Consider the following 12246-nt stretch of genomic DNA (forward strand, 5'->3'; position numbering starts at 1 on the left):
GTGCAAACTAACGGGTTCGGGTTCCTTCCGACGGGCCGCGATTGGACTATAGAGGTGAATTTTAGGCTGTCAAAATTGCTTCGCTTCTAGTTCGACGAACGGTTGATTTGATTATCACTTCAAAAGATTTAGCGATAAAAAATGTTCATTCAAGTTCTCTTCGTACGTTCCATCCCGCACCGGTGGAGGTATCGTAGCGAACCGGTTTTCCGCCTCTTGCTACAACAACGCACCGACAGGAGAACGCAATGAGTTGGTCCGTCAAACAATACGTCGCTTTTGAAGATGAACGCACACGCCCCGCGCGTGACTTGCTGGCCGCGATCCCTGCTATGGACGTGCGCTTGGCAATCGACATCGGCTGCGGCCCCGGCAACTCGACCGAGTTGCTGATTGAGCGCTTCGCCAATGCCACGGTGCGTGGCCTGGACAGTTCGACCGATATGATCGACGCCGCCCGCCAGCGCTTGCCGCAGGTGCAGTTCGATACGGCTGATATTGATACCTGGAACGAAAACGGCCCGTTCGATGTGATTTTCGCCAACGCGGTGTTGCAGTGGCTACCTGATCACGCGAAGTTGCTGCCTGCACTGGTGAGCAAGCTGGCGCCTGGTGGCAGCCTGGCGATCCAGATGCCGGACAATCTCAACGAACCTTCGCATCGCTTGATGCGCGAAGTTGCAGCCGATGGTCCATGGGTGGGCAAGTTGGCGGGCGCCGCCGGACAGCGGGCGGAGATGGCAGATGCCAGTGATTATTACTCGATGCTGCGAGCCCATTGTTCCCGTGTCGATGTGTGGCGCACGACTTACTATCATCCACTGGCTGGCGGTGCGTCGGGTGTGGTCGAGTGGTTCAAGGGCAGCGGATTGCGGCCGTTTCTTGATCCGTTGGATGAGGCGGAGCGGGCGCAGTATCTCAAGCAGTATCTAGCAGCAATCGAGCGGGCCTATCCCCCATTGGCCGATGGTTCAGTGCTGCTGCCGTTCCCGCGGTTGTTTATTGTTGCGACGCGCTGATGCGTTGATGAAAAAGGGACAGGTCCCGCTCTGTCCCTTTCTCGTACTCATGGCCGAGCCTCTCGCTGTAGCTAGTCAAGCAACTGATCAATCAAAACCGCGTTGCTATAAATCAAGCTTCCATCACTCGCTCGATGCCCGACCAAATGGAACTGACCGCGCTCGTTATGGATATAAACGCGCATTTGGCAGTCGGACAAAGGGCCATATCCCTCTGGCAATTTCAACTCCAGTGAGCTCATGTCGACATCGACCATGGCTTCACGCTCATGGGTCTGTTGCAGGCGTTCTTCAGCTTCCTCCAGACCTCGATGGAGGGGGCCGTCGACGTAAAAATGGATTTCACCCATCGGGGTCGACTTTTGTGCTCCGTTGACTTTGCACCAGCCTTCGATCGTCAAGGCACTCATGACGAAACCTCCGTTATGGACGGGCCGGACTCTATCGCTCCGGGCCGTCACTTGTCTGACCGCTATGCATAGGCAAGGACTTGGTGGGCGCTTTCACCGGTCTTTGCCTTGCGTAATCAAAGCTAATTATAGCTGGCGACCGCGTTTCGCTTACTCGACGTGGCGCCCAGGCAAGATGTGTTACTTAATAGTTACAGTTATATAGCGAATCGATTTTAAGTGATCAAGTTGGCGCTGAAGTTGGAATATCCAAGCCCTCAAGGCTTTTAACGAAAAGCGCCTGTTTCGACCATGAACTATACTTCCTGCGGACTTTGCCACAAAGACAGGTGGTCTTTGTCTAGCCTGTTTTGGCGTCAGATTAGTATCGATTTGACGGTGTTGTTCTGTGGTGATGCTTAGGCATACCGATGAGTAACAAGAATAGGATGAAGTCAAAATGGCAATGGCAATTATTCTTGTACTAATCGTTATTGCGTCCGTGCTGTTCCATCTATTAGCGCCTTGGCATGCTGCTCCTCCAGCGTCCAACTGGGGATCGATCGACACCACACTGTTCATCACCCTGGTCATCAGCGGAATATTTTTCATCGCCGTTACCCTGTTCATGGCATTGGCGGTGATACGTTTCCGTCACAAGGAAGGTGTCAGGGCGGCCTACCAGCCAGAAAACAAAAAGTTGGAGACATGGTTAATTATCGTGACCTCAATAGGTATTGCCGCGATGTTGGCGCCAGGGCTGGTTGTTTATGACGATTTCATTCGGGTGCCGAAAAATGCTTTAGAACTTGAAGTGGTCTCCCAGCAGTGGCAATGGGCTTATCGTTTTCCGGGCCTGGACGGGAAACTGGGTAAGTCGGATATAAAGTTTGTTGATTCGGTCAATCCTCTAGGTCTTGATCCCAAGGATCCTGTCGGACAGGATGATGTACTTGTCAGAAGTAATGTAGTTCACCTTCCGCTCGATCAGCCGGTGAAGGTCTTATTGCGTTCCAAGGATGTACTGCACAATTTTTATATACCGCAGATTCGCAGCAAGATGGACATGGTGCCGGGGATGGTGTCGTACTTTTGGTTTACGCCAACTGTAATCGGGAAGTATGAAGTCCTGTGTGCCGAGTATTGTGGCGTCGGTCATTACAACATGCGTGGCCATATGATCGTGGAAGATCAGGCCACCTTCGATCAATGGCTGAACAGCCAACCGACTTTTGCGCAGACATTGACGGCAGCTGCCAAACCCAGTCAGGACAGCGTGCTGGAAAAAGGTCGCCAGTTGGTCGAAAGATACGGCTGCGGTGCCTGCCATAGCCAGGATGGCAGTACCAGTCTCGGCCCGGGATGGAAGGGGTTGTACGGCCGCACTGAACAGTTTGTCGATGGCTCCAGTGCGCTGGTCGATGAGGCCTACCTGAAAGAGTCGATCCTCGATCCGAAGGCCCGACTGGTGCAGGGCTACCCGCCAGTCATGGTGGCCTATACTCTCACTGAAGATGAACTGGGTGCTGTCGTCGCCCTGATCAAATCACTGGGTGTCGCGCAGCAAGAGCCTTCTGCCAGCGAAAAACTCGACAGAGGTGACGACCTGGCGACGCAGGGGCAGCGGCTGGCCGAGTCGCTCGGCTGTCTGGCCTGTCACAGTATTGATGGCAGCAAGGGCGTCGGCCCCAGTTGGCAAGGCCTGTATGGCGAGACCGTAACCCTTGCCGACGGTTCGACGGTAAAGGCCGATGAGGGCTACATAGAAGATTCGGTTGTTAATCCCGGTGCCAAAATCGTCAAGGGCTACGCAGCCGTCATGCCGGCCTTTACCCCGAGTGATCAGGAGTTGAACGCACTGATCGCTTTTATCAAATCCAAAGCGAAAGCCGACGCTGATGCGAGCAAGGCGGAGCCAGGGAAGTAGCCGTAAAGCAGCCAGGAATGCACCGAAACTTCGACAGGAGATGACGTGATGGCCTATGCGGAGCAAGCCGAAACAGAAGCACTACACGAACCCAAAAGCTTCCTGACCAAATACATCTGGAGTCAGGACCACAAGGTCATCGCCATTCAATATTCCTTGACGGCTTTGTTCGTGGGCGTTATCGCCGTGGTGTTGTCCGGCTTGATGCGCATACAGATTGGTTTCCCCGGCGCTTTGGAGTTCATGGACGCCAGTGCTTACTATCAGGCGATGACCATGCACGGCATGATCATGGTCATTTACTTGCTGACAGCCTTGTTTCTGGGTGGCTTCGGTAACTATCTGATCCCGCTGATGGTGGGCGCCCGCGACATGGTCTTCCCCTATGTCAACATGCTGAGTTACTGGTTCTACCTGCTAGCGGTAGTGGTGTTGCTCGCCAGTTTTTTTGTTCCTGGCGGCCCCACCGGTTCGGGCTGGACCCTCTATCCGCCACAGTCCATTTCTCAGGGGACACCGGGGGTCGAGTGGGGCATCGTCCTGATGCTAGTCTCACTGGCGATTTTTATTGTTGCAGCAACCATGGGCGGGTTGAACTACGTCACCACGGTGTTGCAGGCGCGCACGCACGGCATGACATTGTTTCGCATGCCGCTCTCCGTATGGGGCATCTTCATGGCCTCGATCATGGCCTTGCTGGCCTTCCCTGCGTTGTTCGTCAGTGCGGTCATGATGCTGTTTGACAAGCTGTTGGGCACCAGCTTCTTTATGCCGGCGATGATCTCGCTGGGGCAGCAGATCGATCACCAGGGTGGCAGCCCAATATTGTTCCAGCACCTGTTTTGGTTCTTCGGCCACCCGGAGGTTTACATCGTTGCGCTCCCTGCGTTTGGTCTGGTCTCCGACTTGATCAGCACGCATGCGCGTAAAAACATTTTCGGTTACCGAATGATGGTGTGGGCCATTATTGCGATTGGCGTACTCAGCTTTGTGGTCTGGGCGCACCATATGTATGTCAGCGGAATGAACCCGTACTTTGGCTTTTTCTTCGCCGTCACCACCTTGATCATCGCGGTGCCGACCGCACTGAAAGTCTACAACTGGGTGCTGACCCTGTGGCGCGGCGACATCCATCTGACCGTGCCGATGCTGTTTGCCCTGGCCTTTATCGTCACCTTCCTGGTCGGCGGTTTGACCGGCTTGTTTCTCGGCAATGTGATCGTGGATATTCCGCTCTCGGACACCTATTTCGTTGTAGCGCATTTTCATATGGTGATGGGGGTTGCGCCGGTATTGGTGGTGTTCGGCGGCATCTATCATTGGTTCCCTAAAGTCACCGGGCGCATGTTGAATGACACCCTGGGCAAGTTGCATTTCTGGATTACTTTCCTGGGGACCTACGCCATCTTCTTCCCCATGCATTACTTGGGTTTCCAGGGCATGCCACGCCGTTACTACGCTTATGACAACTACGCGTTCATTCCGCAGTCGGCACAAGAGTTGAACGCCGTCATAACAGTAATCGCATTGACCGTCGGCGTTTCCCAGTTGTTGTTTCTGTTCAACCTGGCCTGGAGTGCATTCAAGGGCAAGCCCGCAGGCAGTAATCCCTGGGGCGCGGCCAGTCTGGAATGGCAAACGCCTAATACCCCGCCGATACACGGTAATTGGGGCGCGAAGCTGCCGGTTGTGCATCGTTGGGCCTATGACTACAGCGTGCCGGGAATAGAGCAGGATTTCGTTCCGCAAACAGTCTCCGCCGAGGAGTTGGAGCAGATGCGGCAACAGAGTGCCGGAACCAGGATAGCGGACGTTAAAACATGAGCAGGTTGCTATTGAGAAACGCCGATGGCGCTGACCCCGGCGGCAGCTGGAATCGAAATCCGGAGGGTATTCAGGCGGGTGAAGGTGCCGATCGAAACCAAATCGCAAGAACAGGCCTGCGCTTATTCCTGGTCGTGGTGAGTTCGTTATTCTTCCTCTTCTTGCTCGCCTTTATTGCCCGTTCACAAATGAATGATTGGCTACCCCTGACAGAGCCCATGGCCCCGTTAGCCAATCTTTCGCAGCTATGGCTGAACTCGGCTTTTCTGGTATTCAGTTGCGTCGCACTGCAGTGGTCGCGTATGGCCGCCCGACGGGCGCAACTGGGTGCAACTGTAATTGGTTTTGCGTTGGCGGGCGTATTCGCCATTGCTTTTCTGGTGGGTCAACTCTGGGTCTGGCAGCAGTTTGTCGCCTGGGGTTACTTTCTCGCCAGCAATCCGGCCAACAGCTTCTTCTACCTGTTGACCGGCCTGCATGCGCTCCACCTGCTGGGCGGGTTGATAGCGTGGGGCATAATCGTTGCTAAATTCCTGCAGCGCGTGCCGTTGCCGCAACTCAGCGCCAGCGTAGAGCTGAGTGCCATCTATTGGCATTACTTACTGGGCCTTTGGTTCGTGCTCTTCGCTTTGCTGGCCAGCACGCCGCAAACCTACGAAGCGATCGCCAGATTCTGCGGCCTGAGGTGAACAGCCATGGCATCGCATCCACTTGCCCCAGGCGACTCCAGTTCATCCAATCCATCCGGCTTGCCGCCTGTAGCCGGGTGGCAGGGCATCGCCAACGACTGGTCCTCGGATAAGGAGGCTTTCAAGCAGGTGCCTTGGGGCAAGGCGATGATGTGGATATTCCTGCTCAGCGATACTTTTATATTCACCTGTTTTTTAACCGGCTACATGTCGGTACGCATGACCATCACCGCCGCCTGGCCGAACCCCAGCGAAGTGTTCGCATTGACGATCGGCGGTCAGTCGATCCCACTTATTCTGATCGCCATCATGACTTTTGTGCTGATCAGTAGCAGCGGCACCATGGCCATGGCCGTCAATTTCGCTTACCGCCGTGATCGCGCGAAAACCACTGCCCTGATGCTGGCGACCGCTGCCCTGGGTGTGACCTTCGTCGGCATGCAGGCCTTCGAATGGAGCAAGCTCATCGCAGAAGGCGTGCGTCCCTGGGGGAACCCTATGGGAGCGGCGCAGTTTGGCGCCAGTTTTTTCATGATTACCGGTTTTCACGGACTGCATGTGTCAATCGGCGCCCTTTACCTCAGCATTGTGGCGATGAAAGTATGGCGGGGAGATTATGAGCGCTCTGGAAACTATCAGAACGTCGAGATAGCCGGGCTTTACTGGCATTTCGTGGATTTGGTGTGGGTGTTTATTTTTGCTTTCTTCTATTTATGGTAGAGGAGCACGGGTGATGGCACATGCTCAAGGTCAGCAACATCCAATCAGCTTGTACCTTAAAATCTGGGGGCTGTTATTCGTCCTCAGCACGCTGTCGTACCTTGTCGACTATTTCCAGTTCCATGGTTACCTTCGGTGGTCCCTGATTATCACTTTCATGTTGTTGAAGGCAGGTTTAATTGTCTCCATCTTCATGCACATGGCCTGGGAACGATTGGCCATGGTCTACGCCATACTGTTGCCACCTTTGTGTTTATTGGTGCTGGTTGGACTGATGGCCACCGAGGCAGACTATGTTTTCTTCAGTCGGGTCATTTCCTTCGGCCAGTAAGCAGCTTCTGGATGGCTGTCAGTCTCCTGTGGCTAACCCGATATGACTCGCTTGAACTGATGCCATTTGTGCTGCCAGGCCACTGTCCAGTGGGGGGCTGCCGTTCCCGTGCCGGCAATCTCCAGCGCTGGGTGATGTTCGATTACCCGGTCCAATACCGACTCCTGATCCGGCTCGACATCGACGAAGAAAATATGTTTTCCCTCTTCTACCACCTGTTTAAAACTGCGGAAGTGAGTGTTTGGCACCTGGATGCCAAAAAAACCGCCTTCCCAGATGCAGAAGCCAAATACAACAACGGCAAGAAAGACAAAAGGCGTCCAGCCGGCGGCGGATTCGGTCCAGCCCTGCCAATAGGCGACGCCAAGAACCAACGCTGCGAGGGGCACACCGATCACTGCACCAATTTCGCCAGAGTGGACAACATCCTGTTCCATTAACGAGTTGATTTCGTGAAGGTGATGTTGTTCAACTTCGGCAACGTGTTGACTGAGCACATGAATTTGTTCGGAATTGATGCCGCTGGCTTCCAGCTCATTTTCAACGGCTTCAAGATCGTCGAGATTGTTGCTGATGTAATAGTGTCGATTCATGCCACACCTCCCATCTCGTGCTTGCCGTAGACCTCCTTAGTCTTGCAGCGCCAATCGAGATTTGCAGTCGGTATCAACCCCCTTGGGCAACGCTGTACGCTTCATTCAAATCATAAAAAAGTATAGCACTGCCTATCATTGGGGCATGGGGACGGGAAGCATGCGCTCTGATGCTCCCGGCAGGTTCCCCGGCAACCCAAATCCAGGGCACAAAAAAACCGGTCACAACGGACCGGTTTTTGTGTTCTTGCGTCTCCCGTCAAAAACATTCTGACGTGAGACAAAATTCGGTTGGAGCGGGTGAAGGGAATCGAACCCTCGTTATCAGCTTGGGAAGCTGGAGTAATGCCATTATACGACACCCGCTGAGCGGCTGACTTTGTACCAGATGTGGCCGTGGAAATGAAGTTTTTCTTTGCGTGGGACGGCTTTAGCGCAAAAGAAACGAAAGCAGAGACCGCATGACGGTCTATCGCGGGCAAGCCTCGCTGCTACAGGAATGCATTCAACACCGTAGGGCGAAGCTTGCTCGCGATGACACTGTTTCAGATGGCCAATGCATGTTGGTCCTGGACGTAGTGATAACGCGGTCGACTTTCGTGTTGTGAAGGTTTCAGGAAGCCCAGCAATGCGTTGCGGCTGTCTCGGCAAGCTGCTTTGTGTTCCATGTCGAGAAAGTGGCCGGTGGCCTGCAGGGTGGTGAAAGTCGCGTGTTGCACATGATTGGCGAACAGTTGGGCACCGTCGGCAGCGGTGTACTCGTCCCATTCGCCGTTCATGAACAGCACCGGTACGTTGACTTTCTCCGCGGCCTTGAAGAAGCACTGGCGATCACTGTGCAGCAGATCGCTGATGTGGAAGTGCATCTGCCCGTACTCATGCTCGGCCAGGGAACTGACGTGCCGATAATTGAAGCGCTTGAACAGGGTCGGCAGGTGTTTGCCGATGGTGCTGTTCACCAGGTTGCCCACCCGATCACCGTCCCGGCTGCCGAGGTAATCGATGCCGCGCTCGAGGTAGTCGAGCATGTGCGCGTTGATCTCCGGAGAGAACGAGCTGATCACGGCTTTTTCGATGCGCCGTGGCTGCTGGGCCAGGGCGACCAGGGTCGCGGCGCCACCCCAGGAAAACGACAGCACGTGTTCGGCGGCGAAGTGGTCGATCAGCTCCAGGAGGATCTGCCCTTCGATTTCCTTGGTCAGCAATTTTTCGTGCAGGTTGTGGGCTTTCGACTTGCCCGCGTAGGGCTGGTCGTAGCAGACCACATTGAACTGCGGGTGAAGGTTTTTCACGGTTTGTGCAAACGACGCAGTCGTGGCCATCGAGCCGTTGACCAAAATAATGGTCTTCTCTGCGGCGTCTGCGCGATAGAACTCCGTGTAAACCCGATACTGACCCTGTATATCCAGCACAGCGATTTCTGGCCTCATGTCATAAGACTCCTGGCAAGCGGGTATGCGTGCAAATCAGATTGCACGAGCTTTGTGACAGGTAGGCATACGCCTGGAATTTGAGAGGCCCATGTCGATCCATTGCAGTCCGGTCGACGGGTATTGTTATTGGCGGGCAGTCTGCCGGGGGAAAGCGGAACCTGAGGGTTCTCTACCGGCAAAAAGTTTCTTAGAAGTATGTTGTGACTCGTCGGTCACATTTCGGCCGACGTCCTGATTCAAGCAGGGGTCACGTCATCGCGCAAGTATCTTTGGAAAATTGTTCGACAACTTCTGCTGAGCGGTCGTCTGCTTAGATCAATTGAATCTCTTCGGTGCGTAATGCGCGGTACTCGCCCGGTTTCAGGGCACTGTCGAGCACCAACGGGCCCATGCTTTCGCGGTGCAGGCGCAGCACCTTGTTGTCGAAATGGCCGAACATCCGCTTCACCTGGTGATAACGGCCCTCGACGATGCTCAGCCGCGCGCAGTTTGGTCCGAGTACGGCCAGCTCGGCGGGTTGGGTGGTGAGGTCTTCGAAGGCGAAGTACAGGCCTTCGGTGAATTTCAATGCGTATTGCGGGCCAATCTCTTGCTCGGTCTCGACGTAGTAGACCTTGGGCAGTTTGGTTTGCGGCTGGGTCAGGCGTCGCGACCAGCTGCCGTCGTTGGTGATCAGCATCAGGCCGGTGGTGTTGAAGTCCAGGCGCCCGGCGATGTGCAGGTCTTCCTTGTCCGGCTCATGGATCAGGTCGAGCACGGTCGGGTGTTGCGGATCGCGGGTGGCACTGACGCAGCCAGACGGTTTGTGCAGCATGAAGTAGCGTGCAGGCTTGCCGACTTGCAGCAGCTCATCGTCGACTTCCACGCGGCTGAATTCCAGTACGTCGGCGTGAGGATCGCTGACGACTTTTCCGTCGATCCTGACACGCTTTTCCACCAGCAACAGACGTACCTGCTTACGGTTGAAGCGCGGCAGGTTGCTGAGGAAACGGTCGATGCGCATGACGAGGGATCGGCAGGAAAGGGGGACGTATCTTACGTGATCGATTGTGCGGGTGCCTACAGCTGCGCCTCGACTTGCGCGCAGCGTGGGCACAAGCAGGATTTGTCGCGCAGTTCGGGTGGCAGCGCTTCGAGCACCGCCGGGTCGATGCTGACGCCGTAGCACCAGCAGGCCCGATCGGCGGTTCGCGGGTCGGCCAGGGTACAGTCGTTGGAGGCGCCGCAGGCCGGGCAGAAATCTGGCTTATTCATGTAGGGTTATTCATAACTGGAGTGAGGCATTTCCACGCAGGTGCGGTTATGGCCGGCTTGCTTGGCCCGGTACATCGCATGATCCGTTCTCGACAGCAGCGTGTGCAAGGTGTCATCGGCCTGCGGGGAGGCAGGCCGATGCTTACGGTCAGCTGGCAGGTATTCTAATGGCACTGCCGGGAAATAACTGCTCGATGTGCGGGGCGAACGATCGTTCACACGTCCCTGAGTCGATCGTTCCCACGCTCTGCGTGGGAAAGCCGCCCGGGACGCTCCGCGTCCCTTATTGAGCGAGGTAACGCCGCCATCCGCCTAAATGGCTGATATTGGCTGCTCCCTCCAACCCATACGCCTCACAAATAAACCCGCTTTCCCAACGCCCATCCGCCAATTGCACCTTGCCCAATCCCAACGGCGCCGGAATTCCGGTCAGAAAAGAACCCAACTCACAGCTTGGCAATTCCCACACTTCCACCGCAATCGCCACACCCCCGTCCTTCACGCGAACCATTCCGGGACGAAACGGCGGGCCGCCGGCCAAGGCATACAGTTGATAGTCCGGCGAGCTGAACGTCGTCTCCACCAGTCGAGCTCCGCGCTGCTTCAATTGCCAATTCAGCGCCAGCCCATCCAGATGCGCACCACACACCACCAATCGCGCCCGGTCGTGACGTGCGACAGACGACGGAACCGGTGTCGCCAAACCTAGCTGGCGCTGCAACGCATCCGCTACACCCAACAAATACTGATCAGTAAACGCCCGCCCGAACAACGTCACGCCCCACGGCAAACCATTACCCATGAAACCGCTGGGCACGGCGACGGCGGCGTAATCGAGCAGGTTCATGAAGTTGGTGTAGTAGCCCAGTTCCGAATTGCGTAGCACCGGCTCGGCGTCCAGTTCTGCCAGCGTGACGGGGCGGCCAATGGTGGGTGTGAGCACGCAGTCGAGATCGTCCAGCGCCTTGTCGCACAGCGCTTTCAGCGCTTGCAGCCGGTACTGGGCGCGGAAGGTTTGCACGCCGTTCACCGCTGGCGCCTTGGCCAGCACCGCGCGAATTACCGGCAGTACGGCTTCAGGATTTTGCTCCATCAATTCGCCGGCGACGCTGTAGCGCTCAGCCACCCAGGGGCCTTCATAGAGTAAACGCGCCGCTTCAAGGAACGGCGACAAATCCAGTTCCACGGCTTCACCGCCCAAGGCTTTGAGTTGATCGATGGCATCACCGAACAACAACGGGCCTTCAGGGCAGCCGAAGAACGCCAGATCCTGAGCACGCGGCACGCCAAAGCGGAAGGGGCGAGGCGCACCAAACGCCGAGCCGTCATTCCACAACGGATTGCTGCGGCTGTATTCATCGCGGGGATCAAGGTGCGCAGTGAGCGCAAGTAACTGACTGGCTTCCCGAGCCGTCGCGGTGAACGTGGTCACGCAATCGAGGGTGCGGCAGGCCGGCACCACACCGGCCGTGGAGATCAACCCTTTGCTGGCTTTCAACCCCACCAGATTGTTCAGCGCAGCCGGCACACGCCCGGAGCCTGCCGTGTCCGTACCCAGGGAAAAGCTCGCCACGCCGAGTGCCACCGCCAGTGAAGACCCGGCGCTGGAGCCGCCCGACGGATACTCCGGCAACACGCTGTTCGGGCATGCGCCGTAGGGTGAGCGACTGCCATTTAGCCCCGTGGCGAATTGATCAAGATTGGTCTTGCCCAACGGAATCGCCCCCAGTGCCAGCAACTGCTCGACGATGGTCGCCGAACGCTCCGGCACGTAGGCAAATGCAGGGCACGCCGCGGTCGTCGGAATGCCCGCCAGGTCGATGTTGTCCTTGATCGCGAATGGCACGCCGAACAGCGGCAAACTGTCGAGGTCGCGACCGTCGAGTGCGGCGAGGTACGGTTCCAGTTCTTCAACACTGAGCAAGTGGATGAACAGGTGATAATCCGGGTTCAGCGCCGCGGCTTTATCGCGCAGGCTCAGCAGCAGTTCACGGGGCGTGATGTTGCCGATGCGATAAGCGCTGCGCAGGGCGTCGAGTTGCAGATTGATGTTCATCGCATTAATCC

The 12246-nt window shown here is 56.1% G+C and carries 12 protein-coding genes, 1 tRNA gene and 1 pseudogene; 6 read left to right on the plus strand and 8 right to left on the minus strand.

Translation table 11 applies throughout. The features are described 5' to 3' along the window. Positions 1-248: 248 nt before the first annotated feature. The gene (gene tam / locus BLW70_RS11880) at positions 249-1019 is read left to right on the plus strand and encodes a trans-aconitate 2-methyltransferase (protein WP_074874246.1); all 771 of its coding nucleotides are present in this window, start codon (positions 249-251) and stop codon (positions 1017-1019) included. Between the two features lie 71 nt (positions 1020-1090). Here tam and BLW70_RS11885 read toward each other — a convergent pair whose 3' ends face one another. After that, positions 1091-1429, minus strand: coding sequence for a hypothetical protein (locus BLW70_RS11885; protein WP_074874247.1), 339 nt, complete (start codon positions 1427-1429; stop codon positions 1091-1093). A 439-nt stretch (positions 1430-1868) separates the two neighbouring features. Between BLW70_RS11885 and BLW70_RS11890 the strand changes: the two genes are divergently transcribed. The 5 genes from BLW70_RS11890 to BLW70_RS11910 are packed head-to-tail and all read left to right on the plus strand — an operon-like array spanning position 1869 to position 6899. After that, entirely contained in the window at positions 1869-3335 is a 1467-nt protein-coding gene (locus BLW70_RS11890) for a cytochrome c oxidase subunit II (RefSeq protein ID WP_074874248.1), read from the plus strand. A gap of 48 nt (positions 3336-3383) precedes the next feature. Then, positions 3384-5159 (plus strand): cytochrome c oxidase subunit I, encoded by a 1776-nt coding sequence (ctaD, locus tag BLW70_RS11895; RefSeq protein ID WP_074874249.1) that lies wholly within the window; start codon positions 3384-3386, stop codon positions 5157-5159. After that, on the plus strand, positions 5156-5848 hold the full coding sequence (locus BLW70_RS11900; protein ID WP_074874250.1) for a cytochrome c oxidase subunit 3: 693 nt from the start codon (positions 5156-5158) through the stop codon (positions 5846-5848). The genes ctaD and BLW70_RS11900 overlap by 4 nt, the downstream gene beginning before the upstream one ends. A 6-nt stretch (positions 5849-5854) precedes the next feature. Continuing rightward, on the plus strand, positions 5855-6568 hold the full coding sequence (locus BLW70_RS11905; RefSeq protein WP_074874251.1) for a heme-copper oxidase subunit III family protein: 714 nt from the start codon (positions 5855-5857) through the stop codon (positions 6566-6568). 13 nt (positions 6569-6581) lie between these two features. After that, the gene (locus BLW70_RS11910) at positions 6582-6899 is read left to right on the plus strand and encodes a cytochrome C oxidase subunit IV family protein (protein WP_074874252.1); all 318 of its coding nucleotides are present in this window, start codon (positions 6582-6584) and stop codon (positions 6897-6899) included. 32 nt (positions 6900-6931) lie between these two features. Here BLW70_RS11910 and BLW70_RS11915 read toward each other — a convergent pair whose 3' ends face one another. The 7 genes and pseudogenes from BLW70_RS11915 to atzF form a co-directional block, all read right to left on the minus strand. Next, entirely contained in the window at positions 6932-7492 is a 561-nt protein-coding gene (locus BLW70_RS11915) for an NAD/FAD-utilizing enzyme apparently involved in cell division (protein WP_074874253.1), read from the minus strand. Between the two features lie 292 nt (positions 7493-7784). Then, a tRNA-Gly gene (locus BLW70_RS11920) sits at positions 7785-7858 on the minus strand. A 179-nt stretch (positions 7859-8037) separates the two neighbouring features. Continuing rightward, positions 8038-8922 carry an alpha/beta fold hydrolase gene (locus tag BLW70_RS11925; RefSeq protein WP_074874254.1) on the minus strand — a complete coding sequence of 295 codons (885 nt, stop codon included), beginning with the start codon at positions 8920-8922 and terminating at the stop codon, positions 8038-8040. A 313-nt stretch (positions 8923-9235) separates the two neighbouring features. After that, positions 9236-9928, minus strand: coding sequence for a pseudouridine synthase (locus tag BLW70_RS11930; protein WP_074874255.1), 693 nt, complete (start codon positions 9926-9928; stop codon positions 9236-9238). A gap of 56 nt (positions 9929-9984) precedes the next feature. After that, a complete protein-coding gene (locus BLW70_RS11935; RefSeq protein ID WP_008153014.1) occupies positions 9985-10179 on the minus strand; it encodes a cysteine-rich CWC family protein in 195 nt (64 codons plus the stop codon). 6 nt (positions 10180-10185) lie between these two features. After that, positions 10186-10334: pseudogene (locus tag BLW70_RS31475) on the minus strand (GGDEF domain-containing protein); the annotation flags it as partial. A gap of 128 nt (positions 10335-10462) precedes the next feature. Then, positions 10463-12235 (minus strand): allophanate hydrolase, encoded by a 1773-nt coding sequence (gene atzF / locus BLW70_RS11945; RefSeq protein WP_074874257.1) that lies wholly within the window; start codon positions 12233-12235, stop codon positions 10463-10465. Positions 12236-12246: the final 11 nt, after the last annotated feature.

Origin of the sequence: Pseudomonas frederiksbergensis, assembly GCF_900105495.1 — a bacterium.
Lineage (GTDB): Bacteria > Pseudomonadota > Gammaproteobacteria > Pseudomonadales > Pseudomonadaceae > Aquipseudomonas > Aquipseudomonas frederiksbergensis.